16 protein-coding genes are annotated in these 25762 nt (G+C 73.9%); 7 read left to right on the forward strand and 9 right to left on the reverse strand.

Annotation, left to right across the window (positions count from 1 at the left end):
* Positions 1–9: 9 nt before the first annotated feature.
* The gene (locus tag ACIQMU_RS14605; protein ID WP_352243298.1) at positions 10–453 is read right to left on the reverse strand and encodes a roadblock/LC7 domain-containing protein; all 444 of its coding nucleotides are present in this window, start codon (positions 451–453) and stop codon (positions 10–12) included.
* On the reverse strand, positions 450–3593 hold the full coding sequence (locus ACIQMU_RS14610) for a nitrate- and nitrite sensing domain-containing protein (RefSeq protein ID WP_402688957.1): 3144 nt from the start codon (positions 3591–3593) through the stop codon (positions 450–452). Before ACIQMU_RS14610 ends, ACIQMU_RS14605 begins: the two co-directional genes overlap by 4 nt.
* A gap of 624 nt (positions 3594–4217) precedes the next feature.
* Between ACIQMU_RS14610 and ACIQMU_RS14615 the strand changes: the two genes are divergently transcribed.
* On the forward strand, positions 4218–4607 hold the full coding sequence (locus ACIQMU_RS14615; RefSeq protein ID WP_402689023.1) for a hypothetical protein: 390 nt from the start codon (positions 4218–4220) through the stop codon (positions 4605–4607).
* A gap of 51 nt (positions 4608–4658) precedes the next feature.
* Here the strand turns inward: ACIQMU_RS14615 and ACIQMU_RS14620 are convergent, their stop codons facing one another.
* The 6 genes from ACIQMU_RS14620 to ACIQMU_RS14645 all read right to left on the reverse strand — a co-directional run bounded on the left by ACIQMU_RS14620 (position 4659) and on the right by ACIQMU_RS14645 (position 18145).
* Complete coding sequence (locus tag ACIQMU_RS14620; protein WP_402688958.1) at positions 4659–9437, reverse strand: hypothetical protein; 4779 nt, start codon at positions 9435–9437, stop codon at positions 4659–4661.
* An 86-nt stretch (positions 9438–9523) separates the two neighbouring features.
* Positions 9524–10468, reverse strand: coding sequence for a hypothetical protein (locus ACIQMU_RS14625; protein WP_352243295.1), 945 nt, complete (start codon positions 10466–10468; stop codon positions 9524–9526).
* A 55-nt stretch (positions 10469–10523) separates the two neighbouring features.
* On the reverse strand, positions 10524–12053 hold the full coding sequence (locus ACIQMU_RS14630; protein ID WP_402688959.1) for a hypothetical protein: 1530 nt from the start codon (positions 12051–12053) through the stop codon (positions 10524–10526).
* Between the two features lie 44 nt (positions 12054–12097).
* Positions 12098–15745, reverse strand: a complete 3648-nt coding sequence (locus tag ACIQMU_RS14635) for a hydantoinase B/oxoprolinase family protein (protein WP_402688960.1) — start codon at positions 15743–15745, stop codon at positions 12098–12100.
* 298 nt (positions 15746–16043) lie between these two features.
* Entirely contained in the window at positions 16044–17462 is a 1419-nt protein-coding gene (locus ACIQMU_RS14640) for a HEAT repeat domain-containing protein (RefSeq protein WP_352243292.1), read from the reverse strand.
* Positions 17463–17752: 290 nt separating this feature from the next.
* A complete protein-coding gene (locus ACIQMU_RS14645; RefSeq protein ID WP_352243291.1) occupies positions 17753–18145 on the reverse strand; it encodes an ankyrin repeat domain-containing protein in 393 nt (130 codons plus the stop codon).
* Between the two features lie 327 nt (positions 18146–18472).
* Here ACIQMU_RS14645 and ACIQMU_RS14650 point away from each other — a divergent pair, with 327 nt between their 5' ends.
* On the forward strand, positions 18473–18667 hold the full coding sequence (locus tag ACIQMU_RS14650; protein WP_003970432.1) for a hypothetical protein: 195 nt from the start codon (positions 18473–18475) through the stop codon (positions 18665–18667).
* Between the two features lie 38 nt (positions 18668–18705).
* On the forward strand, positions 18706–20391 hold the full coding sequence (locus ACIQMU_RS14655) for a hypothetical protein (protein ID WP_352243290.1): 1686 nt from the start codon (positions 18706–18708) through the stop codon (positions 20389–20391).
* A gap of 90 nt (positions 20392–20481) precedes the next feature.
* Here the strand turns inward: ACIQMU_RS14655 and ACIQMU_RS14660 are convergent, their stop codons facing one another.
* Positions 20482–21981, reverse strand: coding sequence for a PLP-dependent aminotransferase family protein (locus ACIQMU_RS14660; RefSeq protein WP_352243289.1), 1500 nt, complete (start codon positions 21979–21981; stop codon positions 20482–20484).
* Between the two features lie 102 nt (positions 21982–22083).
* Between ACIQMU_RS14660 and ACIQMU_RS14665 the strand changes: the two genes are divergently transcribed.
* The 4 genes from ACIQMU_RS14665 (at position 22084) to ACIQMU_RS14680 (ending at position 25621) form a co-directional block, all read left to right on the forward strand.
* Positions 22084–22803, forward strand: coding sequence for a hypothetical protein (locus tag ACIQMU_RS14665; RefSeq protein WP_352243288.1), 720 nt, complete (start codon positions 22084–22086; stop codon positions 22801–22803).
* Positions 22800–23561, forward strand: coding sequence for a glycerophosphodiester phosphodiesterase (locus tag ACIQMU_RS14670; RefSeq protein ID WP_402688961.1), 762 nt, complete (start codon positions 22800–22802; stop codon positions 23559–23561). Before ACIQMU_RS14665 ends, ACIQMU_RS14670 begins: the two co-directional genes overlap by 4 nt.
* Positions 23562–23607: 46 nt before the next feature.
* Positions 23608–24981, forward strand: coding sequence for an MFS transporter (locus ACIQMU_RS14675; RefSeq protein WP_352243286.1), 1374 nt, complete (start codon positions 23608–23610; stop codon positions 24979–24981).
* 265 nt (positions 24982–25246) lie between these two features.
* Complete coding sequence (locus ACIQMU_RS14680) at positions 25247–25621, forward strand: RNA polymerase-binding protein RbpA (protein WP_003959706.1); 375 nt, start codon at positions 25247–25249, stop codon at positions 25619–25621.
* Positions 25622–25762: the final 141 nt, after the last annotated feature.

The raw sequence follows: 25762 nt of genomic DNA on the forward strand, positions 1-25762 counted from the left end.
CCGCCACGCTCACCCTCCGGCGGGCAGACCGGTCGTCCGTGGGGCGTTGGCCAGATGGGCCCCCACGCGCTTGACCATCAGGGTCATCTCGTACGCGACCTGGCCGACGTCGGAGTCGGCGTCCGCCAGGACGGCGAGACAGCTGCCGTCGCCGGCGGCCGTGACGAAGAGGAACGCCTCGTCCAGTTCGACGACGGTCTGGCGGACCCGGCCGGCGTCGAAGTGGTGGCCCACGCCCTTGGCGAGGCTGTGGAATCCGGAGGCGACGGCGGCGAGATGCTCGCTGTCCTCACGGGTCAGATCCCCCGAGGCGCCGGTGGCGAGTCCGTCGCTGGAGAGCACCAGCACCTTGCGGATGCTGGAGACGCGCTGGACGAGTTCGTCCAGCAGCCAGTTCAGTTCGCCCGAGCCGTGGCGTGCGGGGTTGGGTGCTGCGGCGTTCGGTGCGGTCATCGACCGTCCCCTCCCGGAGTGGTTCCTGGTGCTGTGCCACCGGGGCCGCCGGTGTCCTCGGTGTTGTCGCTGTTGTCGCTGTTGTCGATCGTGGTGGCTTCGGTGGCTTCGGCGTTCTGTCGACGGCCGCGCTGCCAGCCGCGCTGGAGCGACGCCATCCGGTCGCGCACCTCGTCCGCGTCGCGTTCGGCGTCGTCGAACGTGTCCACGGGCGCCCGGTGCGGACTCCGGTCAGCGGAGTCCTCGCGCAACTGGCGGGCGAGGCTGGCCTGCCGGACCCGCCGGGGCAGTCCGCCCACGGTGTCGGGCCCCGGGGGGCCGGCCGCCGCCGGGGGGACGTCCTGCCGTGCGCCGGACGTACGGGGCGCGGCGGGCCTACGGGGCGGTTCGGTGGCACGGGGCGGTTCCGGTGCGCGCGGTGGTTCGGTCGAACGGAACGGCCCGGACGGCCCGGACGTGCCGGACGTGCCGGACGTGCCGGACGTGCCGGACGTGCCGGACGGCCCGGGGGCACGCGGTGGTTCCGCGGAGCGGGGCGCCTCTGCCGTGCGCTGCGCCTCCGTCGTGCGCTGTGCGGCCGCTCGCGCGGTCCAGGGCGCTTCGGAGGCACGGACCGGCCTGCCGGCCGCGTCGGGGGCCCGGTCGGCGGAGTACGGGACCGGACCGGTGGCCTTCACGTGGGGTGCGGCCGGGTCGTCGACCCGGCGACCCCGGTCGGTGACCAGCGTCGGCGTACGGCGGGGCAGCGGGACGGGTCCGGCGGAACGCATCGGGCGAACCTGCGCCGTCGGCTCGTCGCCGTGGTCACGGGCCTGCTGGTGCTGCTCCCGGTCGGTGGTCCGGCGCGGGCCGCCGGACTCGTCGCGGCGGGGCTCGCGGTCACCCTCGCGGCGCAGGTCCCGGGCGCGGAAGATGCCGCCGCGCTCGCTCTCGGTGTCCTCCAGGTCGGACACCCCGTCCAGGACGGGGCCGAGCGCCGGGTCCAGGGCCGGATCCGGCGAACGGTCCAGCGGGTCGCCGGAGAAGTCCAGCGCGCCGACCGGCGCCTCCAGCTCGACCGGCCCGTCCAGGGCGCCCGCTTCGGTGCGCCCGGTGGGGACCGGCGCCAGGACCGGGGCCCCGCCGTTGACGCGGCGCTCCCCGCCGCCCGTACTCTGCTCGCCGCCCCGCGCGTCGGAGCTCCGGCCGCCTGCGATCGCCCGCTCGGCACGGCGGTCGAGGCGGAAACCGGTGCCGTGGGTGTCGGGGGCGTCGGTGAGCAGGGCCGCGGGGATGAACACGACCGCGGTGGTGCCTCCGTACGGCGACTTCTGGAGGGAGACCCGGACGTTCTGCCGCTGGGCGAGCCGGCTGACGACGAAGAGGCCCAGCCGGTCGGTGTCGGACAGCTCGAAGTCGGGGGTCTCGGCGAGCCGCAGGTTGGCGTCGAGGAGGACTTCGGGGGGCATGCCGAGGCCGCGGTCGTGGATTTCGAGCGTGAAGCCGTTGGAGACGCGTTCGCCGTGCACCTGGACGGCGGTGTGCGGGGGCGAGAAGACGGTGGCGTTCTCCAGGAGTTCGGCGATCAGGTGGGTGAGGTCGGCCACGGCGGGTCCGCCCACGCCGATCCGGGCCAGGCGCCGGACCTCGATGCGTTCGTAGTCCTCGACCTCGGCGACGGCGGCCCGCACCACGTCCATCAGCTGGATGGGCTTGCGCCACTGGCGGGAGGGGGCGGCGCCGGAGAGGATCACGAGGCCCTCGGCGTGCCGCCGCATGCGGGTGGTGAGGTGGTCGAGGCGGAAGAGGTCGGCCAGTTCGTCGCTGTTCTCGGTGCGGCGCTCCATCGCGTCCAGCAGCGTGAGCTGGCGGTGCAGGAGGACCTGGTTGCGGCGGGCGAGGTTGACGAAGACCTCGGAGACGCCGCGCCGCATGTCCGCCTGTTTGACCGCGGCCTCGACGGCGGCCCGCTGGAGGGTGTTGAGCGCCTGTCCGACCTGGCCGATCTCATCGGGCTCGTAACTGAGGTGGGGGGCCTCGGTCCCGACGTCCACCTGCTCGCCCGCGGCCAGTCGGCGCATGACGCTCGGCAGCCGGACGCCGGAGACCTCGTGGGCGTCCTTGCGCAGCCGGGAGAGGTCCCGGACGAGTTCGCGGCCGACGCGTACGGAGACGAAGACCGAGACGACCAGGGCCAGGAAGCCGAGCACCCCGGCGATCCCGGCCTGGGCGAGGACCCGGTAGGCGGCCGGTTCGGCGCGGTCCTGGAAACGGTTGCCCATCTCCTTGGCGTCGCCCGCCAGCCGGTCGAGGACGGGCACGGCCGACTCCTCCCAGCGGTCGGCGTCGACCGCTCCGGGGCGCTTCGTCGGCCCGGCGGCGATCAGCGCGTCCTCGGCGGTGCGCAGCGGTTCGGTGTCGGGGCTGCCCCAGAACTGCTCGACGCGTCGGCGTTCGGCGGCGGGAAGGCTTTCCAGGCTGACTTCGTAGAGCAGTTCGCGCTGGGCCACGAGGCCGGAGATCTGACGTAGTTCGGAGGTGGTGAAGCGGCCGGCGATGAGGCCGGAGGCGATCAGCGCGTCCTCGCGGGAGAGCAGCTCCCGGGCCCGGGAGACGCCGACCAGGGCCCGCATCTGCTTGTCCATCGACACGTTCTCCAGGGCGTGGAGTCCGTTGAGGAAGCGGTACGAGGGGTCGACGAGGCCGTTGTAGAAGTCGAGCGCCTTCGCCCGGCTGATGGTGCGCTTCTCGACCGAGTCCCGCAGGGCGTCCAGTCCGTCGACGGCGCTGAGGATCGCGTCCAGCCGGCTGCTGTCGGCCGCGGTCAGCGCGTCCCTGACGTCCTGCGCCCGGGCGTTCTCCCTGACCTCGCCCACGATGCGGTCGGTGGCGGCGCGTTGGCCCATGAGGACGGGGAGCGCGTCGGAGGCCCGGGGATCGGCGAGGAATACCAGCGTCTGCCTGCGCTCGGCCTGTACGGCGCGGACGGCGTCCTCCAGCGGGTGGCCGACCTTCTCCACGATGGACCCGGCGCTCATCAGCTCGCCCGCCTGGCGGCCGGTGATGTAAGTGGCGAAGACCCAGAGGCCCGTGAGGGAGACGAGCGGCACCAGCAGCAACGCCACGATCTTCCTGCGGATGGACTTCCCGCGAAAGCGCATGGCCTCCCCCAGATCGACCCCGCATCGCGAGGGTGGTCTTCTCACGGTCGTTCCTCGGCCCTGCTCCGCCCCGCACCGTCGTGTACACCGGCGCGCGACGGGCGGACGCGGGCGAGGTCCGTCCTGCGTCAATAAACGGCGCGAGCCTACTACCGACACAGAGACAACTCGAAGACACGTCCGGATGATTTTCAGCCGTCTCCTTTGGGCTTGATCATGAGTTGTCCGGGTATTCCCGGAGACGAAATTCGCTAAAGCGACAGGGAATCCCGGCAGGGCCTGCCGGTACCGGCAGGTATCAGTTGGCTGGAACTCTTCGCCCCGTGACCCTCCGTGCTCTCCAGGAGCAATTCCGGGGAATCATCGGGGCGGGTGGTTCGTCCATATGTACGGGGTAGACGCACGGTGGGGTCGTGCGCGGCAGGACGGACGGGTTCCGCCCGCGTAGAACCGGCGCAAGCCGGGCAGCCACCCTGAAGGCGGACAGTGGTGGGGAGTTGAAGGTCCTTGAGCACGAAGGAACGCGGGAACGCCGGAGTACCGGCGGCCGCGAGGACGGAAGCCGCGGACGGGGCACGGATTCCGCGCCAGCTGTGGGTGGAGGAGCCGGCCACGAAGCGGCGCATGCCCGACGCGGTGCGGACGGCCGCCGTGCGCGCCGTTCTCATCATGTCGCTGACGATCATCCAGGCGATGGTCGCCTTTCTGAGCACCTTGACCGGCTCCTGGCTGGCCTTCCCGATGGTGCTCAGCAGTGTGGCCAGCACGGTGGTCGCCACCTGGTCGGTGCTCGACGTCTGGGTGACCCGGCAGGTGTGGAACCAGCGCAACGGAGTGGTATCCGTGCCGAGCAGCTCGGCCCGGCGGATACGTCGTGAGCGGCGCCGGTCCCGCCGGGCGGAGCGGGCGGCCGAGCGGGACGGCACGGGCGGAGGCATAAACGGCGGCGTAAACGGCGGAATGGGCGGCGCAATAGGCGGCCGCCCGAAAACGGGCGACCTCTCGCGGGCCTGACCCCGGGCAGCGGGCCCGGGCCTGAACCCCCGGACCCGCTCTCGGCGGGCTCTAACCGCCCGGCTGTGCATCCGGGCGGGCGGGCGGGGCCTCGACGGCGGTCTGTTCGTCCCGACGGAACATCCGGGTCGCCGTGATCTCGCCGTGCACCGTCTCTCCGTCCGGGTCCTGCTGCGGCAGACCGGGACGCAGGTGCTCCTCCACGCTGATGTACTTCAGCCCGGCCCTCAGGTCGGCGTCGTTCCGCAGGCGGATGACGAGGGGGAATTCGGCGAGCGCCGTGGTGTCGAACAGGCCGGTCGTGTAAAGCAGCTGCACGCCCAGGGCATCCGACACCGCCCGCTGGAGCTCCAGCAGGTACGTGGCGTTGGCACGGCCGATCGGGTTGTCGAGGAAGAGGGTTCCCGCGTGCCGGTGGCGGTCGCGGCCCCGGTCGTTGCTGCGCAGGGCAGCCATCGTGCAGTAGAGGGCGATGGCGGCGGTGAGCAGCTGGCCGCCGGAGAAGACGTCGCCCATCTGCCCGACCGGCACGCGCTCGGCGCGCAGCACGGCGTCCGGCTTCAGGATCTCCACCGCGATGCCCTTGGGCCGCAGCGCTGCATCGACTCCTCGGAGCAGCAGGGACATGCCGTCCCGGCGCAGGTCGGAGTTCTTCTTGAGGGCGGCGCGGGTGGCCTCGTCGACGACCTCGCCGAGGCGTTCGGTGAGAGTGGCCTGGTCGGGTTCCTCGAAGCGGATCCGGAGGAATTCCTGACCCGACCACTCCCCCAGTCCTTCGGGGAGCCGGGAGAGCCGCTGGGCGGAGCGCAGGGTGGTGAGCGCGGAGTCGACGAGGCCGCGCAGCCGGTCGACGATGGACTCGCGGTTGCGCTCCAGCTGGATCAGTTCGTCGGTGAGGACGCGCAGCCGCGGGGCGAAGGCGTCGGCCCACTTCTGGGCGTGCTCGGGCAGCGCGGAGGCGGGCAGCTCGCGGATCTGCTGGCGGGCCGGGGTGCGGACCTGTTCGTACCGGGTGGAGTTGGCGTGCCGGACGAGGACGTCGCTCGCTTCCCGGACGGCGCTCTCGGCCGCCGAGAGGTCGGCGTTGCAGCCGCGCAGGGAGCGGCGGGACTCGGCGGCGGACTGCCGGGCCTCCTCCAGGGTGCCGGGGTACGGGTCGGGGGCCTCGGTCCCGTCCTCCGTGCCGTGGTCGCGCAGGAGGTCCCGCAGCAGGGCCGCGGTCTCGTCGAAGCCGCCGGCGGAGTCCTCGGCGGTGCGGTGGGCGTGCAGCAGCTCGCTGTGGGCGGCACGGGCGGTGTCCAGGGCCCCGGTGGCGGCGGCCAGCTCGGCGGTGGCCGTACGAAGGAGAGCCTGGGCCGCCTCGGCGTCGGCCGGGACCAGGTCGTCCGGCAGTTCGGCGTGGTGCTGCCGTTCGTCGTCGGGGGCGAGCCGCTCGGCCTCGCCGCGCAGCCGTCCCAGATGCTCGCTGGCGGTGGAGGCGCGGGTCTCCAGGAGCTGGACGTGCGCTTCGGCGCGGGCGGCGGCGGACTGGCGGGAGGGGCCGTCGGCGCCGTCGGTGCCCTCCAGGAGCTGGGCGGCGCGGGTGCGGACCTTGTTGGTGAGGCGGTCCAGCTCGGCCAGGGCGGCGCTCTCGTCGCTCTCGGCGCGGGCCTGTTCGGCGCGCAGGTCGGCGCCGACGCCGACCTTCTCGTACAGCTGGGAGGCGGCCCGGTACGCCTCGCGCAGGGTGGGCAGAGCGGTGCGGGCCCGGTTCTCGTCGGGCTCGGGGAGGACTTCGGGGACACCGGCGATCTCGGCGCGCTCGGCCCGCAGTGCGCGGGCGGTCCGTCGGGCGTCGTCCCCGGCGCGCTGGGCGGCCCTGCGGTCCTCGTCGGCGGCGCGTGCGAGGTCGAGGCAGACGGCGGCGCGGGCCTCGGACTCGGCGGCCTCGTCGACCAGTTCGCGCAGTCGGACCTGCCAGCCGGCCCGCTCCCGCAGCCGGTGGGCGAGGCCCGCCAGCGCGTCGGCGGCGCGGCGGGCCCGCTGGGCGGCCTCCTGGCGTTCGTCACGGACCCGGGCGGTGTCGGCGGCGGCCTCGTCGGCTTCGGCGCGGGCGGTGCGGGCCTCGGCGAGGACGGCTTCGGCGCTCTCCGCCGCCGTACGGGCGGTGGCGGCGGCCTCGGCCAGTTCGGCGAGCATTCCGGGCGGGCAGTCGGCGCGCCAGGAGCCGATGCGGGAGGCGAGGGCCCGGTCCCCGGCGAGGCGGGCGGCGAGCGTCCTGATGTCCTCGTCGCGGGCGGCGGCGCGGCTGCGCAGCGCGTGGCGCTCCTCGTCGGCGGCGTGTTCGTCGTGCATGGCCGGGTTCGGCGGGACGAGGAAGACGCCGTCGCTCCGGTCGTCGGAGCCGGTGCCGGGGGCCGGTACGGGGGCGAGCAGTGCGGCGGCGGTGCCGACGGCCACGGTCGAGCGGGGCAGCAGGGCCGCGCCGCCGAGGACCTCGCGGGCGCGGGTGTGGGCGGCCGGGTCGGTGATGACGACGCCGTCGACGAGCTCGGGGCGGGCGGCGAGGACGGCGGCGTGGTCGGCCGGGTCGACTGCCTGCGCGAGGTAGCGCCAGCCGGGCAGCGCGGGGATGCCGTGCTCGCCCAGGTACTCGACGGTGGCGAGGACGTCGGGGCCGGGCGGCAGCAGGCCGCCCTCGCCGAGCGCGCCGAGGATGCGGGCGTCGTCGGCGGCGGCGGTCCGCAGGTCGAAGAGGCGTCGCTCGGCGGAGGCGACGGACTGGTCGAGGAGGTCGCGCAGTTCGTCGGCGCCGCGGTCGAACTCCTCTGCGGTCAGGGGCCGCTGGGCGGTTTGGTCGGCGAGGGCCACGGCGCGGTCGGGCGCCGGTTCGGCGGCGGTGGCAGCTCCGTCGTCGCTCCGCCGTCCGGGGCCTGCGGTGGTGCCCTGGGCGGGTGCCGGCGCCTCGTCGGCGGATTCACGGCGGGGGCGGGGGACGCCGGTGCCGGAGGGGAAGCCCAGCAGGTCCGCGAGGCGGGGGTCGGCCGCGATGGATTCGGCGGCGCGCAGCTCGGCGTCGTGACTCCGCTCGGCCGCCCTGGCCCGGTCGGCGGCGCGGGCCGCGGCCAGTTCGGCGCGGCTCTCCGCGGCGGCCGCTTCGCGGGCGGTGTCGGCGGCGCCGCGGGCGGCTTCGCGGGCGGTGTCCCAGGCGGCCACGGCGGACTGTTCGGCGTCGCTGGCGGCGAGGGCCGCGCGGGCGGGGTCGGCGTCGGGCGCGGTGTCGTCGAGCCAGCCGGCCTTGACGGCTTCGGCGGTCTCCTGGCCGACTTCGGCCAGGCGCTGGCGCAGGTGTCCCGCTTCGCTGCGGGCGCGTTGGGCCTCGGTGGCGGCGATGGTGGCGTCGCGGTGGGCACGTTCGCCGGTGGCCTGGAGGGTGTCGGAGCGCTCCTCCTCCTCGTTGGCGAGGCGTTCGCCCTCCTCGGCGGCCCTGTGCAGGGCGCGGACGAGGTCGGTGGCGGCGGCGGCCCGGGCGGCGAGGGCGGGGGCGGCGTCGCGTTCGGCCTCGCGGATGGCGGCGGCGACCCTGGCGGAGCGGTCGGCTGCGGCGCGGTGGCGCAGGACGGCTTCGGCGGCCTGCCAGGCGGCGTGCAGGGTGCGGGCCTCGACCAGCTCCTTGCGGCCGGCGGCGGCGCTCTTCTCGGCTGCGGTCAGGGCCAGTGAGGCGTGCCGGTAGGCGAGTTCGGCGGCGATCCGGTCGCGGCGGCCGCGGGCGGCGTCGGCTTCGGTGACGGTGTGGGCGGCGGCGGTGACCCGCTCGGCCAGCTCGCCGGTGCGCCCGCGTTCCTCGGCGGCGCGGGCGGCCAGGCGGCGGGCCAGGGTGCGGGTGCGGCGTTCGGCGCCGGCGTGGACGTCGCGGGCGCGGGCGCGGGTCTCGGTGGCTTCGACGATGCGGCCGAGCAGGTCGACGGAGCCGGCGGTGAAGTCGCGTTCGGCGGTCAGCTCGGCCCGGCGGCCCAGCTTGTTGCCGAAGCCGCTGACGAGGTCGGCGAGTCCGTCGGTGTCGCGGGTGTCGGTGACGGCGCGCAGCAGCAGGTCGGTGAAGTCGGAGTCCTTCTTCACCGCGAAGAGTCCGGCGGCCTCGCCCTCGTCGGCGTTCATCTCGCGCTGGTAGCGGAAGAGTTCGGGGTCGAGGCCGAGGTCGCCGAGGTGTTCGTTCCAGCGGTCGTGGATCTCTTCCCAGTGCACGTCGAGGTGTGCGTAGAACTTGCCCGCGTCCATCAGCGCGTCGCGGAAGCCCTTCATGGTGCGCCGCCTGCCGCGGGCGCCGGAGACGCCTTCGGCCGCGCGGCCCATGGCGGAGGACTCGGCGACGGGCAGGCTGTCCAGGCTGAGGCCGGGTCCGGGGCGGAACGAATACCACGCCTCGGCGAACTTGCGGGGGTCGTTGGAAACCTGGCGGCCGCGCCACTCGCTGACCTTGCCGACGACGACGCATTCGCCGGTGAGGGTGTGCTGCCATTCCAGGGCGACGTGCCCGCAGTCGTCGGCGAGGAGGAACTTGCGCAGCACGCCGGAGCTGGCGCCGCCGAGGGTGTTGCGGTGGCCGGGGAGCATCACCGAGAAGATGAGCTTGAGCAGGACGGACTTGCCGCCGCCGTTCTCCAGGAAGAGCACGCCGGCCGGGGCGGGGCGCCGGGGCGGGCCGACCGGCTCGTCCTCGAAGAACTCCGCCTGGGCGGGGGCGGGGTGGGGGACGGGTGCGCCGACGCCGCGCAGGTCGAGGACGGTGTCGGCGTAGCGCGCACCGGCAGGTCCGATGGAGTAGAGGCGGACCCGGGACAACTCGTACATGGCGGCGGACTCTCGTCGTTCGGTGAGCGGGGGCGGAGCGGCAGGTGCGGGGGGCTGGACGGTGTGGCCGGGAGCGGCCGGGCGGGTCAGGAGTGGAAGGGCAGACCCGCGTCGGCGGCCAGCTCCATGCTGTCGGGGTCGGGCGGCGGCAGGAGGGTGGCGGAGCCGTCGGTGACGGGGACGACGCCGAGCTCCAGCAGTTCCGCCATGGCGGCGCTGCCCGCGAGGTCGCGGACCTGGAGCTGGTAGCGGGCGGTGGTGCGGTAGGCGCCGCCCGCGTCGTCGCCGGTGCGCTGGAGGAAGCCGGAGTCGGTGAGGAAGGCGACGGCCTTGCCGATGATGCCGGTGGTGGAGCCGGCGAGCCGCCGGGCGTCCTTGGTCGCGCCGGTGGCGCTGCGGCGGGCGTAGACCCGCCAGCCGGCTTCGAGTCCGGGGGCGTCGCTGGTCGGGTCGGTGTTGTCGCCGTGTTCCTCGGCACGCTCCTCCAGCCGGCGGCACGCCTGGCGTACGAAGGCGTCGACGCCGTTGACCGTGATGCGGCCGATGTACGCGTCGTCGGCGAGGTCCTCGGGGCGGGGGAAGGCGAGGGCGGCGACGGCGAGGTGGGCGAGGCCGTGCAGGAAGCGGTCGGCGGCGTCGGTGGAGGCCCGGCGGGCGTAGTCGCCCATGCGGACGGCGAAGACGGAGTCCTCTCCCGCGGTGACGGCCATCCCGGCGCGCGGGGAGACCTCCAGGACGATGAGGCCGAGGCCGGTGGCGACGGCGTCGGCGAGCCGGGCGAAGGCGCTCTCCTCGCGGTAGCGCCGCAGCAGGTCGGCGTATTCGGCGTCCCGGGCGGGCAGCAGCTTGGGCTGGAGCCCGAAGGAGACCAGGCGGGCCGCGTCGGCGGCGTCGGCCGGGGTGACGGGCGGCTGTCCGACGGGCTCGGCGGCGTGCGGGGGCGGTGAGTCGGCCGCGTACGGGGTGGCGGGCCCGGCGTACGGCGAGGGCTCGGTCCACGCGTCGGGGTGCTCGGCGTCGTGGTCGCTCACGGCTGGGACTCCTCGGTACGGAAAGGGTGCGGGTGCGCGGAAGGCGGCGGGCCGGTCACGAGAGCTCCTTGCGGTCGGCGGCCATGCCGGCGGCGTCCAGCAGGGCGGTGCCCACGATCAGGTCGGCGCCGCCGAACTCCGGGTCGTCCAGCTCCGCCCCGTCGTCCACCGCGAACAGCAGGCGTCGCTCGCCCTGGCGGTAGGCGGTGCCGACCGGGGGGCTGGCGGCGTGGACGGCGAGCAGGGCGACCAGGTACGGCAGGTCGGTGTCTCCGGTGCGGCGGGCTTCGGCGAGCAGTCCGGAGAGCCGGCGCGGGGCGTCGTGCTCCAGGTCGAGCAGGGTCGTGGCGCGGGCGAGCTGTTCCTCGCTGAACCGGCTGTCGTCGGGGGTGGCGATGAGGTCGGGCTCGGGCATCTCCGCCCCCAGGTGCTCGCGCTCCTGCGGCGGGGTGAGCAGCAGGTCGACCAGGTCCCCGACCCGTACGGAGGTGGGGGTGCGCAGTCCGGTGCCGTGGGTGAAGAAGGCGTCGGTGGCCCGGGTCGACTGCTCGACGGGGAGGGGGAGGAGCGGGGCGAGGAGCTGCCCGTACAGGTCGAGGCCCGCGTGGGCGGCGGGCGGGGCGAACGCCTGCCGGTCCTGCTCCGCGCGGAAGAGGGGGCCCGCCTCCAGGAGCCGGGACTGGAGCTGGGTGTGGCGGCGGATGCAGTCCTTGACGATGTCGACGAGCTCGGCGGCCCGGCGCTTGTGCTCGGGGTCCTCCGCCTCGTCGCGGGCCTTGCGGATGTTGGTGAGGATCGCGTTCTCGTGGCGGTAGCGGTCGGCCACGTGGTCCAGGGCCTCGACGATCATGTCGGGGACGGTGTGGAGCCAGTCGACGGCGCGGACGTTGCGCCGGGTGGCCTCCAGGGTCCGGCGCAGGGTCTCGGCGTACTGCACGGTGCGGTAGCGGGCCTGTTCGGCGGCGAGCTGGGCGTCCGCGAGGCGGCCCCGGCTGATGAGGACCTCCAGCTTGACCTCGGCGGCGATCTGGGCGCTGGTGACGTCGGTGTCCAGTGCGCCGACCAGGACGTTGACCGCCTCGTCGGTGGCGCGGAGGTAGACCGTGCCGCCGTGGCCCGGGACCTCCTCGATGAGCTTGAAGTCGTAGTCCCGGCGGACGTAGGCGCCGTCGGGGCCGAAGGTGCCGTAGACCGCGCGGAAGCCGCGGTCGACGCTGCCGACGTTGATCAGGTTCTCCAGGACCCAGCGGGCGACCCGTTCGTGTTCGGCGACGGGGCGGTCGGGGGCCTGGGCGCCGACCCGGGGCAGCAGTCTGGCCACTATCTGGTCGTGGTCGGCGCCGGTGTCGAAGTCCATGTTGAGCGTGACGTGGTCGATCGCGGCGAGGGCGACCTCCGCCATGGCGTACACCGTGTACTCGCCGGCCAGATTCGCCTTGCGGACGTCGAGGTCGTGCAGCGGCGCCGTGCACGCGAGCGCGCGCAGCCGCCGCGAGAGCCCCTCGTCGGCGGCGGGGCCCGGGGCAGGCCGCGGCCCCGCGCTGAGCTGCGGCGAGGCGTTGTCCGGGGAGGCAGGCGAAGTCACGTGGGACAGATTAGGTCCTCGCACTGACAACGGTCGAAACGGCGCTAATGCGACCGGTCCCGGGCGGCGGTCCCGTGCGCCGGGGGGCCGTATCCTCCGCCGCCCGGCGTGCGCACCACCAGGACGTCGCCGGCGTCCAGTTCGGCGGTGTCGCGGCCCTCCAGCGGGACCACTTCGCCCCCCGCCCGCTCGATGTGCTGCTCGCCGAGCGCCCCCGGCTCCCCGCCGCCCGCTCCGTACGGCGGGACCCGGCGGTGCCCGGAGAGCAGCGCGACCGTGACCGGTTCCAGGAAGCGGATGCGGCGCACGACGCCGTCGCCGCCGTGCCACCGCCCCGCTCCCCCGCTGCCGTCGCGGACCGCGAAGTCCTCCAGCAGGACGGGCAGCCGCCACTCCAGGATCTCGGGGTCGGTGAGCCGGGAGTTGGTCATATGGGTCTGTACGGCGTCCGCGCCGTGGAAGCCGTTCCCCGCGCCGGATCCGCTGGCGATCGTCTCGTAGTACTGGACGTGGTCGTTGCCGAAGGTGAGGTTGTTCATGGTGCCGGAGCCCTCGGCCTGGCCGCCGATCGCTCCGTACAGGGCTCCGGTGACCGCCTGGGAGGTCTCCACGTTGCCCGCGACGGTCGCCGCCGGGTAGGCGGGGTCGAGCATGGAACCGGGCGGGATCGTCACCTCCAGCGGCTTCAGGCAGCCGCTGTTGAGCGGGATGTCCTCCCCGACGAGAGTGCGGAAGACGTAGAGGACGGCGGCCATGACGACCGACCGGGGGGCGTTGGCGTTCCCGGGCACCTGGGGCGAGGTTCCGGTGAAGTCGAGGTGGGCCTCGCGGGCGTCCCGGTCGACGGTCAGCCGTACCCGGATCACGGCCCCGCTGTCGGTCTCGTAGCGGCAGTGGCCGTCGTGCAGTCCGGCGATGATGCGACGTACGGACTCCTCGGCGTTGTCCTGGACGTGCCCCATGTAGGCGTCCACGACGTCGGCCCCGAACTGGTCGGTCATGCGCCGCAGTTCGGCGATGCCCTTCTCGTTGGCGGCGATCTGGGCGCGCAGGTCGGCGAGGTTGGCGTCCGGGTTCCGGGAGGGGTGGGGGGCGGTGGTGAGCAGGTCGCGGGTCTCCGCCTCGCGCAGCCGGCCGTCGCGGACGAGCGGCCAGTTGTCGAAGAGCACGCCCTCCTCGTGGACCGTCCGGCTGAAGGCGGGCATGGAGCCGGGGGTGATGCCGCCGATCTCGGCGTGGTGGCCGCGCGAGGCGACGAGGAAGCGCAGCCGGCCCTGTTCCCGTCCTTCGCCCTCGTCGAACACGGGAGTCACCACGGTGACATCGGGCAGGTGGGTGCCGCCGTGGTACGGGTCGTTGACGGCGTACACGTCGCCGGGGCGCAGTCTCCCCTCGTTGCGCCGCAGCACCTCTTGGATCGACTCGCCCATCGAGCCGAGGTGCACCGGGATGTGCGGGGCGTTGGCGATGAGGTTGCCGTCGGCGTCGAACAGGGCGCAGGAGAAGTCGAGGCGCTCCTTGATGTTGACCGAGTGGGCGGTGTTCTCGAGGCGGACGCCCATCTGCTCGGCGATGGACATGAAGAGGTTGTTGAAGACCTCCAGCATCACCGGGTCGACCCGGGTTCCGACGGCGGTGCGTTCGGGGCGGGGCCGACGGCGCGTGAGGACGAGGTGTCCGGCCGGGCCCGCTTCGGCCGCCCAGCCGGGGTCGACGACGGTGGTGGCGTCGTCCTCGGCGACGACGGCGGGCCCGGTGACGGTGTCGGCGGGGCGCAGGTCCGCCCGGCGGTACAGCGGGGCCCGCTGCCACTGCCCTTCGGCGTACAGATCCACGGTGTCGGCCGGGGCGGGCGGGGTGCCGCACGGACCGGCGTGGGTGTCGGGCGCGGCATCGTCGGTCGCCCCGGTGGCCCCGGTCGCTTCCACCGAGACCGTCTCGATGACGACGGGCTTGTCCATCGTGAAGCCGAACCGGGTCCGGTGCGCGGCGGCGAACGCCTCGGCCATCGCGGTCTCCGTGTCCAGGTCCACCGGCAGCGCCGCGTCCGTACCGGCGTACCGCAGCAGGACTCGGGCCTGGGTGCTGATCGCGGAGTCCGGCACCGCGTCGGCGCGCAGGGCTTCGCGGGTCCGGTCGGCCAGCTCCGCGCAGAGCCTCTCCACCCGCTGCCGGGCGGCATGGTCGAGTTCCTCCTCCACCGACTGCTCGCGCATCGCGGTGGCGTCGGCCAGGCCGATGCCGTACGCGGAGAGCACCCCGGCGAGCGGGGGGACGAGGACCGTGTCGATGCCCAGGGCGTCGGCGACCGCGCAGACGTGCTGGCCGCCCGCGCCGCCGAAGCCGGTGAGGGCGTAGCGGGTGATGTCGTGGCCGCGCTGCACGGAGATCTTCTTGACGGCGTTGGCCATGTTCAGCACGGCGATCTCCAGGAAGCCCGCCGCCGCTTCCGCCTCGTCCGGCCGCCGCCCGGTGGCGTGCCCCACGTCGTCGGCGAGCGCGGTGAACCGCTCGCGCACGAGGACGGCGTCGAGCGGAAGGTCCCCGTCCGGCCCGAAGACCGCCGGGAAGTGCGCGGGCTGGACGCGGCCGAGCATCACGTTGGCGTCGGTGACGGTGAGGGGGCCACCCCGGCGGTAGCAGGCGGGGCCGGGGTGGGCGCCGGCCGAGTCGGGGCCGACGCGGTAGCGGCTGCCGTCGAAGTGCAGGACGGAGCCGCCGCCGGCCGCGACGGTGTGGATGCTCATCATCGGGGCGCGCATCCGGACCCCGGCGACCTCGGTTCCCAGTTCCCTTTCGAACGCGCCGGCGTAGTGGGAGACGTCGGTGGAGGTGCCACCCATGTCGAACCCGATGACGCGGTCGTATCCGGCCCGCAACGACGTGCGGACCATGCCGACGACGCCGCCGGCCGGGCCGGAGAGGACGGCGTCCTTGCCGCGGAACCGGGCGGCCTCGCGCAGACCGCCGTTGGACTGGAGGAACATCAGCCGGATTCCGTCGAGGCGGGCGGCGACCTCGTCGACGTACCGGCGCAGGACGGGTGAGAGGTAGGCGTCGACGACGGTGGTGTCGCCGCGGGGGACGAGCCTGATCAGCGGGCTGACCTCGTGGGAGGTGCTGACCTGGGTGAAGCCCGCCGCACGGGCCGCGTCGGCGACGGCCCGTTCGTGGGCGGGGTGGCGGTAGCCGTGCATCAGGACGACGGCGGCGCTGCGCAGCCCGTCGGCGTGGGCGGCGCGCAACCGTTCGCGTACGGGGCCGAGTTCCAGGGGCCGTACGGCGCGGCCGTGGGCGTCGACGCGTTCGGGGACCTCGATCACGCGCTCGTGGACGGCGTCGGGGAGGACGATGTGCCGGTCGAAGAGGCGGGGCCGGTTCTGGTACGCGATCCGCAGAGCGTCCCGGAAACCCTCGGTGACCAGCAGGACGGTCGGCTCGCCCCGCCGCTCCAGCAGGGCGTTGGTGGCGACGGTGGTGCCCATCCGGACGGCGGCGACCCGGTCGGCGGGCACCGGTTCGCCGGGGCCCAGGCCGAGCAGCAGCCGGATCCCGGCGACCGCGGCGTCGTCGTAGCGGTCGGGGTCGTGGGAGAGGAGCTTGCGGGTGATCAGACGGCCGTCGGGGCGTCGTCCCACCACGTCGGTGAAGGTGCCGCCCCGGTCGATCCAGAACTCCCAGCGTCCGGTCATGGCGCCATTCTGTGCCCGGCGCCGCGCCCTCGCAGGGCCGCGGCTCGCGTGGCTGTCGGCTGGTCGTCGCACACCGGAGGCGTCGGTACGCCTCGGCGGGCGGACCGGGTCGCGCTGTGACGGCGAAGGCGGCCCTCCGATCCGGCCCCGGGAGCGCGAGCACGTCGGTCAGGGCCTCGGGATCGTCCCACCCGGCCGCCTCGCGCGTTTGTTCGACGGACCCCGGCACTCGGCGACGTCCATGGCGGGAGGCCCGGGAGGAGGGTGCGACAACGCCCCTCCTCCCGGGCTCACGCCGTCAGTGGGCCGGTGCGTCCGGCCCGATCCGGCTCCGTACCGCCGTCTGGACCTCGGCCTCCTCGGCCGGGTCGGCGGCGAGGCGGCGCAGGCGTTCGGCGACGCGGATGTCTCCGGTCTCGGCGTGCAGGGCGGCCACCTCGCGGGTGGTCTCCTCGCAGTCCCAGAGGCACTCCACCGCGAACCCGGTCGGGAAGGACGGGTCGGTGGCGGCCAGGGCACGGGCGGCCCTGCCCCGCAGGTGCGAGGAGGACGTCTCGCGGTAGACGTGGCGCAGCACAGGCGCCGCGCAGGCGATGCCGAGCCGGCCCGCTCCGTCGACCAGGGTCCACAGCCGGGGGGCGTCGGGTCCGTCGCCGCGTACGGCCTCCCGCAGTGCGCCGAGGACTTGGGGAGCGTCCTGGGCGGTACCTCGGCAGGCGAGCACTCCGGCGGCCGACGCTCCGAGGGCGTCGGGGCGATGGGCCCAGCGCCGGGCCCGCTGTACGGCGTCGTCGCAGGTCATCCGCTCGAAGGCGGCGACGGCCGTGTCGGCGACGGTGCGGGCTGGGCTGACGGCGGCGGCCTCGATGAGGTCGAGGACGGCGGGGTCGCCCGCCTCCGCGAGGTAGTGCAGTGCGGCGCAGCGGGCGCCTTCGGGGCCGCTGCGGGCGGCCTCGACGATGTGGTGCCGGTCGTCGGGGGTGGCGACGGCGGAGAGACAGCGGGCCGCGGGGACGTGCAGCTCGCTGCCGCGCTCCAGGGCCTGCTGGGCCCAGTCGAAGACGGCCTGGACGCTCCAGCCGGGGCGGGGGCCGCCGGAGCGCAGCTGGCGTTGCCACCGGTCGAACGAGCCCTGCTCGCCGGCGGCCCTGACCCGGGCGCCGACCGCTGCGCGCGGGTCGTCGGCCCACAGCCGCCAGGGGCGTGGCTCGAAGGAGTCCCGTACGGCGGCGGCGAGGTCGGCCGCGCCCTGGCGGGTGGCCGGGAAGCGGGCGAGGACGGGGAGCGCGAGGGAGCGCAGGCCGGCGTCGTCGTCGCGCAGGGCGAGTTCGTCCAGGGCCCAGGTCCAGTTGGCGCCGGTCGCCGCGTAGCGGCGGAGCAGGGCCAGGGCGTCGTCGCGTCCGTAGGAGGCGAGGTGGCCGAGGACGGACAGCGCCAGTCCGGTGCGGGAGTCGTCGGTATCGGTGCGGTCGTCGGGATCGGCGAGGTGCCGCTCGATCTCCTCGATACCGCCGTCGAGGTCGAGGTAGAGGCGCGCGTAGTAGAGGGAGCGGTTCTCCACCTGCCAGTCGTGACGGGGGTCGCTCACGACGCAGTGGTTGAGAGCCGCGAGGGCCTCGGGGCGCGGTGCGGCGAGCGCGTGGAGCGTGCCGTCGCCGCGGCCCCTCTGCAACAGGCCGAGCAGGGTGCCGCTCGGCGCTATGAACGGATCGAACATGGGAGAAAGCCTCACATCAAGCTGTCGACGCAACCGGGACTGTGCAGTGCCCCGCGCCTCTCGGCACGCGGGGGCGTCCGGGGGGACACCGTTACGCCGCGCAGTGACATGATCGGCCGACCGCCGTCTTTCGCCTGGTGTAGAGCATCTTCCTCTGCCTCTCGTCGGTGGCCCTGAGCGGGCCCGCGACGTCATGATGACCCAGCCATTTCGCCACCGCGACCACATTTACGACGGACCGGTCAGCGGAGCCCACGGCGGACGCGCCCCCGGACGCGACCGCCGCCGTCTCAGCGGGCACCGAAGCGTTCCAGCAGGTCGGACTTGCCGAACATCCGGGCCGTGTCCAGCGCGGACGGCGTTCCGGCGGCCGGGTCGGCCCCCGCGGCGAGCAGGGCGTCGATGACGGCGTCCTCCCCCTTGAAGACGGCTCCGGCCAGCGGGGTCTGCCCCCGGTCGTTGGCCCGGTCCGGGTCGGCCTCGCGGGCGACGAGCGCGGCGACCGTGCCGGCGTGCCCGTGATAAGAGGCGAGCATCAGCAGCGTGTCGCCCCGGTCGTTGGTGAGGTTGGCGGGGACCCCGGCGTCGACGTAGGCGGCGAGTGCCTCGGTGTCACCGGTGCGGGCCAGGTCGAAGACCTTGGTCGCCAGCTCGACCACCTCGGGATCAGGGGTTTCGCTCATCGGACGGACCGCCTTCCTTGACTGCTGCCGCGGCTGTTCGGCGCCGCGGTCGACCTGGTGGGGAGTACGGCCGGGGCCGTACGAGTGAATCGACAGGGTACTGCTCCCGGAGGGACATGACCCGGCCCGGATACGGCAAGGGATCACCGCGGCTGATCCTGCCCGGCACGGACGGGGTGATGCCGCTCCCCGGAGGGCGACTTCTGTGAGCCAGTCAAGTGAAAGAGCAACATATTCACTCGATTGCACCTTTTGTCGTATAGATACTTCCCGTGATCCTGGAAGGACTCATGGTGACTGTCCCCTTCAACCAGGAGAGAACCGCTCATGATCCTTTCCATCTCGGGCGTGGTACTGCTCGCCATCGTCGTCTTCCTGTTCTTCAAGAAGGACGGGCTCAAGGCATCCCACGCCATCGTCTGCGCCCTGTTCGGCTTCTACCTGGCCGGCACCGCCATCGCGCCGAGCATCACGGCGGGCGGGGCGAGCCTCGCCGGCCTGCTGGGCGGGATCAAGTTCTGACGCTCCGCAACCGCTCCCACCCCTTTCAGGAGACCGACGTGGCCCGGCGACCACTCCCCCGCATTCTGAGCAGCGGCAGCGCTTCGATCACCCGTGGCAGAGAGATCGCGCGCACGGCCGCCGACAGTGCCACCGACGTCCTCCATCCGCTGATCACGGTGCTCCGCGGCCTGCGGCTGCTGGCCGTGTCCGGCCGGCAGAGGTGGGTCGCGACTCCGAAGGAACGGCGTGGTCCCAAGCTGTTCCTCGGCGCGGCCTGCGTGCTGGTGGTGGCGCTCGTCCCCTACGGGCCGATCCTGGCCCTCGTCACGGTGATGGGCGCCGCCGCGTGGAAGGGGCGGGAGCGGACCCCGGCGAGGACCGGGCCCGACGAGTCGGAGGCCGCGCGCCTGCGGTCGCTGTACGAGGCGCTCGTGCCCTACTTCTCGACGGCCGACGATCCCGACCCGCTGTTCGCCCACGGCGGCGACTGGGCGAAGACCTTCGACGAGTACGTCTTCGACGGCGACGGGCGGCTCTCCCGCCTGCGGATCTCCTACCCCGCGTACTTCACGGACGGCGAGGCCGCCGCCCGCTCCCGGATCGAGCAGCTGCTCCACACCAAGTGCGGCCGGGGGCGCGAGTACCGCTTCAGCTGGGACGAGGAGGCCAACCGCCTCGTCATGACCGTGCTCGACGCGCTGCCCACGACGATCGCCGCCCAGCGCTTCGTCACCGCCCCCGGCGAGACGGTCCTCGGCTTCACCGACCCGGACGTCGTCTCGCGCACCGTCCCCGTGCGCGACGGCGACACGACGGTGGACGCCTCGCCCGTGGTCTGGCGGACCGGCGGGCGCTCCACCGAACCTCATCTGCTGGCCGTCGGCCACCCCGGCGGCGGCACCACGACCCTGGTCCGCTCGATCGCCCTCCAGGCCCTCCAGAACGGCGACGTCATCGTCGTCGACGGCAGCGGAACCGGTGAGTACGGCGTCTTCGCCGGGCGCACCGGCGTCCTCGCGGTGGAGTCCGGCCTCGGCGGGGCACTGGCCACGCTGGAGTGGGCGGCACACGAGACGGAGCGCCGACTGATCAGCGCCAACCGGGCCCGGCAGAACGGCCACCGGGTGCCGGACGACGTCCGGCGCCCGCTGTGGATCCTGCTGGACCGCCCCGGCGTACTGGGGCATCTCGCCGCGGCCGACGGCAGGCCCGACCCGCAGGAGCTGCTCCGCATCCCGCTGCGGCACGGCCGGGCGGCCCAGGTCACCGTCGTGCTGGCCGAGCAGTTCGACGCGCTGGACACCCTCACCGAGACCGTGCGGACCCACACGCGTGCCCGCGCCGTCCTCGGGCCGGCCTCGCGCGAGCAGATCGAAGGCGTCCTCGGCGCCGAGCCGCACACCACGCCGCCGCCCGAGGTCCCCGCGGGCCGCGGCTACGTCCGCCTGGGCGCGGGCCCGGTCCTGCGGTTCCAGGTGCCCGCCACCCCGGACCCGTACGACGACGCCACCGGCGACGCGCAGCGGCAGGCGGTGCTCGACCTGCTGCCCGAACGGCACACCCCGATGGAGGCCGCCCCCGCACCGGTGCCCGCCGACGAGGCCCCCGCGCCGGCGCAGGTTCCCGTGGCGGTGGACATCGCGGCCCGTCCGGCCGGGGCCGTGCCGGTGGAGGCGATGGTCTCCGAGGTCAGGCCGTCCGCGTCCCTGGCGGAGGCGCGGACGGCGGGCGCCGAGAGCTGAGCCGGGCGCTCCCGGCCGGCACGGGCGGGAGCGGACCGTTCGAACGGGCCGCTCCCGCCCGCGGGCGTTCCCACGGGAGCCCGGAGACCCTCAGGCCACGAAACTGCGCGGAGCGTCGGCCCCCGCGCCAGCCCCGGAGCGCACCAGGTCCACCGCGGCGGCCAGGCGCACGGCCGCCTCGTCGGCGACCGGCCCGCTCACCGTGAACGGCAGCCGTACGTATCCCTCGAAGGCCCCGTCGACCCCGAAGCGGGGGCCCGACGGCACCCGGACCCCGACGCGTTCGCCCGCCACGGCGAGCCGGGACCCGGAGAGCCCCCCGGTGCGCACCCACAGCGTCAGACCGCCGCCCGGCACGGCGAACTCCCAGTCCGGCAGCTCCCGGCGCACCGCCGCGACCAGGGCGTCCCGGTTCTCCCGCGCCTGGCTCCGCCGGACCTCGACGGCCTGTTCCCAGCCCCCCGTGCCCATGAGCCAGTTGATGGCGAGCTGTTCGAGGACGGGCGTGCCCATGTCGGCGTAGGCGCGGGCGGCGACCAGGCTGCGGATGACGTCCGGGGCGGCGCGCACCCAGCCGATCCGCATTCCGGCCCAGAACGCCTTGCTGGCCGAGCCGACGGTCAGCACCGTGCCGCCGGCCGGGTCGAAGGCGCAGACCCGGCGCGGCATGTCGACGCCGGGGTCCAGACGGAGTTCGTTCATCGTCTCGTCGACGACCAGGACGGTTCCGGCGGACCGGGCCGCCTCCACCAGGTCGCGGCGCCGCTGCTCGTCGGCGAGCGCACCGGTGGGGTTGTGGAAGTCGGCCACCACGTACGCGAGTCGGGGCGCGGCGTCGCGCAGCACCTGGCGCCAGCGGTTCATGTCCCAGCCGCCGAGCCCCTCCTCCATCGCGACGGGGACGAGCCGGGCGCCCGTCTCACGCATCAGCTGGAGGATGTTGGCGTAACTGGGGGACTCGACCGCGATGCGTTCACCGCGTCCCGCGAAGAGGTGGCAGATCGCGTCGATGGCGCCCATCGCGCCGGTGGTGACCATGATCTGCTCGGGCATGGTCGGGACGCCGAGCGCGGTGTAGCGGTCGGCGATCGTCCGGCGCAGGGCGGGCAGTCCGGCCGGGTAGTCGCCGTGTGTGTGGGCGTACGGCGGCAGCTCCTCCAGCGCCCCCTGGACGGCGCGGGTCAGCCAGGGCTCGGGAGCGGGCAGGGCCGCGCAGCCCAGGTCGATCATCGAGCCGAGCGACTCCGGCGGCAGCGGTTCGAGGCCGCGGGCGGGCAGTGGGTTGCCGGCCGGGACGGCGGTCCAGCTGCCCGCTCCGCGCCGGGACTCCAGGAAGCCTTCGGCGCGCAGCGCCTCGTAGGCCGCCGCGACGGTCGTACGGCTGACGGACAGGGCGAGGGCCAGTTCGCGTTCGGCGGGGAGCCGGGCGGCGACCGGGACCCGGCCCTCCAGGACGAGCAGCCGTATCCCGTCGGCGAGCGCGCGGTAGGCGGGCGGCTTGCGGCCGCCGGGTCCGGTGGGCCGCGCCTGTTGCGACCGGAGCTGCCGGGCCAGCTGGGCCGCCCCCACCGTCGATGTCCACTGCGTCATCGAAATCAGTCCACCTTCCTCGAATTGGCCATAGTTGGTGGCCGATCCCCTGCCACAGAGTGGCACGGACCAGTCCACCACCACTACAGCTGGGGGCACAACGTGGCCAAACCCACCGTCCGGAGCACCACTCATCTCACCCGACGGCTGGTCCAGCTGTACGTGGGCCTGACGCTGTACGGGGCGAGCTCCGCTCTCCTGGTGCGGGCGGAACTGGGCCTGGAGCCGTGGGGCGTGCTGCATCAGGGCCTCACGGAGCTGACCGGGATATCGATCGGCGTCGTGTCGATCATCGTCGGCGCGGTGGTCCTGCTGCTGTGGATCCCGCTGCGCCAGCGGCCGGGGCTCGGCACGGTCTCGAACGTCTTCGTGGTCGGGCTGGCCATGGACGGGACGCTCGCCGTCGTCGGCGACCTCGACGGGTTCGGGTTCCGGATTCCCGCGATGGTCCTGGGCATCGTCCTCAACGGGGTGGCGACCGGGCTGTACATCGCGGCCCGGTTCGGCCCGGGACCGCGCGACGGGCTGATGACCGGGCTGAACCGGGTCACCGGGCGCTCCATCCGGCTCGTCCGCACGGCGATCGAGGTGGCCGTCGTGGCGACCGGCTTCGTACTGGGCGGCTCGCTCGGAGCGGGCACGGTGCTGTACGCCCTCGCCATCGGCCCGCTGGCCCAGTTCTTCCTGCGGATGTTCGCGCTTCCCTCGCCCGCCGGCGCCGAGGGGACGGCGGCTCCCGACGGACTGTCCACCACCGCGCCGCCCGCCGGTTTCGCCCCCGTCGCCGCCCCGGCGCCCGGGCAGGCGATACTGCCGCAGTGAATCCGAGCCACCCCTACCTGGACCACCCGACGCCGATCGCCTTCGCCCATCGCGGCGGGGCGGCGGACGGCGTGGAGAACACGGCGGCCGCCTTCCGCCGGGCCTCCGACGCGGGCTACCGCTACTTCGAGACCGATGTGCACACCACGGCGGACGGCCGGCTCGTCGCCTTCCACGACGCGACCCTGGACCGGGTCACCGACGCCCGGGGCCGCATCTCCGAACTGCCCTGGAGCGAGGTGCGCCGGGCCCGGATCGGCGGCGGCGAACCGCTTCCGCTCTTCGAGGACCTGCTGGAGGAGTTCCCCGGGGCGCGCTGGAACGTGGACCTCAAGGCCGAATCGGCGCTGGAGCCGCTGCTCGGCCTGATCCGCCGCACCGACGCCTGGGACCGGATCTGCGTCGGCTCGTTCTCGGAGACCCGGGTGGCCCGCGCGCACCGGCTGGCGGGGCCCCGGCTGGCCACGTCGTACGGGGTGCGGGGCGTCCTGGGGCTGCGCCTGCGTTCGTACGGGATACCGGCGGCGCTGCGCGCGGGCGCGGTCTGCGTCCAGGTGCCGGAGCGACAGGGCGGCATCCCGGTGGCGGACGCCCGCTTCGTCCGCACGGCGCACGCGCACAAACTCCAGGTGCACGTCTGGACGGTGAACGAGCCGGAGAGGATGGCGGCGCTCCTGGACCTCGGCGTCGATGGCATCATGACCGATCACATCGAGACGCTGCGTACGGTGCTGAGCGAGCGGGGGGCATGGCCCTGACGCCCGGTCCGTCCACGTCCACAGGGGACGACCGAGGGGGCGCGGCTTGAGCACCGGGACCACGGGGAAGGCCGATCCGTCCGGACAGCCGCCGGACGAGGTGTCGGCGGCCGCCCGCCGACGGGAGCAGCACGGCTGGTACTTCTACGACTTCGCGTGCTCCGTCTACTCCACCAGCGTGCTGACCGTCTTCCTCGGTCCGTATCTGACGTCGATCGCCAAGGCGGCGGCGGATCCCGACGGATTCGTGCACCCGCTGGGCATACCCGTGCGCGCGGGCTCGCTGTTCGCGTACTCCGTGTCGGCGTCCATCGTGGTGGCCGTCGTGCTGATGCCGATCGTGGGCGCGGCGGCGGACCGTACGGGGCGCAAGAAGCCGCTGCTGGCGGCGGCCGCCTACACGGGGGCCGCGGCGACGGCCGGAATGTTCTTCCTGGACGGCCACCGCTATCTGCTGGGGGCCTTCCTGCTGATCGTGGCCAACGCCTCGATCTCCGTGTCGATGGTCCTGTACAACGCCTACCTGCCCCAGATCGCCGGGCCGGAGGAGCGCGACGCGGTCTCCTCGCGCGGCTGGGCCTTCGGCTACACCTCGGGCGCCATCGTCCTGGTCCTGGATCTGATCCTCTATACGGGCCATGAGTCCTTCGGCCTCGCGGAGTCCGACGCGGTGCGGATCTGCCTCGCCTCGGCCGGTGTGTGGTGGGGCGCGTTCACGCTCGTGCCGCTGCGGCGGCTGCGCGACCGCCGATTGCCGCCGGGCGGCGAGGGGGCGGTCGGATCCGGGTGGAAGCAGCTGCGGGCGACCCTGCGCGACATGCGGCGACACCCGCTCACGCTCTCCTTCCTGCTCGCCTATCTCGTCTACAACGACGGGATCCAGACGGTGATCTCGCAGGCGTCGCTGTACGGCTCCGAGGAGCTGGGCCTCGATCAGACGACGCTGATCGTCGCCGTACTGCTGGTGCAGATCCTGGCGGTGGCGGGGGCGCTCGGCATGGGACGGCTCGCCCGGACGCACGGGGCCAAGCGCACGATTCTGGGATCGCTGGTCATCTGGACCCTGATCCTGGTCTCCGCCTACCTGCTGCCCGCCGACGCGCCGGTGTTCTTCTTCGTGCTCGCGGCGGCGATCGGCCTGGTGCTGGGCGGGAGCCAGGCCCTCTCGCGGTCGCTGTTCTCGCACCTGGTGCCGCGCGGCAAGGAGGCGGAGTACTTCTCCGCGTACGAGATGAGCGACCGGGGGCTGAGCTGGCTGGGACCCCTGGTGTTCGGATTGGCGTACCAGCTGACGGGCAGCTACCGGGAGGCGATCATCTCGCTGATCGTCTTCTTCGCCCTCGGCGCCGTGCTGCTCGCGCGCGTCCCGGTGAGACGTGCGGTGGAGGCCGCGGGCAATCCTGTGCCGGAACGGATTTAGACGTTGAAGTCAAAGGCCGGTAGTATACGTCTTTGGCCTGCCCGGAGGACCGTTACTGCCAGTGGAAGCGGTCCAACCGTTGGGTGACAACATCCATCAAAGGTGACAAACCGGGCATGTGCGGGTACTCAACCCAGATAAAGCAGCGGCACGACGGGCGACGCATGACCGGCAACGGGAATCTTTACCGCCGACCGGACGTTGACCGGATGACGACGACAGCGACATTTTGTCCTGTGGGCGACAAGCCCGGGAGGCACGATTCATGAGTGAGCGAGCTCTCCGCGGCACGCGACTTGTGGTTACCAGCTACGAGACGGACCGCGGCATCGATCTGGCCCCGCGCCAGGCGGTGGAGTACGCATGCCAGAACGGACATCGTTTTGAGATGCCGTTCTCGGTAGAAGCAGAGATTCCGCCGGAGTGGGAGTGCAAGGCGTGCGGCGCCCAGGCACTCCTGGTGGACGGGGACGGCCCCGAAGAGAAGAAGGGCAAGCCGGCGCGCACGCACTGGGACATGCTCATGGAGCGGCGCACCCGCGAGGAGCTGGAGGAGGTGCTGGCCGAGAGGCTGGCGGTTCTGCGCTCCGGAGCCATGAACATCGCCGTGCACCCGCGGGACAGCAGGAAGTCTGCCTGACCGCGTTCCACGCACAGCGCCAAGAGCCGCGGGGGGGGGGGGCGCGGGGGGGGGGGGCGGCGGGGGGGGGGGGGGGGGGGGGGGCGGGGGGGGGCGGGCCGCCGCCGGCCCCCCGGCCCGCGGGGACCCCCCGCCCGGGCC

Origin of the sequence: Streptomyces sp. NPDC091649, assembly GCF_044756785.1 — a bacterium.
GTDB lineage: Bacteria > Actinomycetota > Actinomycetes > Streptomycetales > Streptomycetaceae > Streptomyces.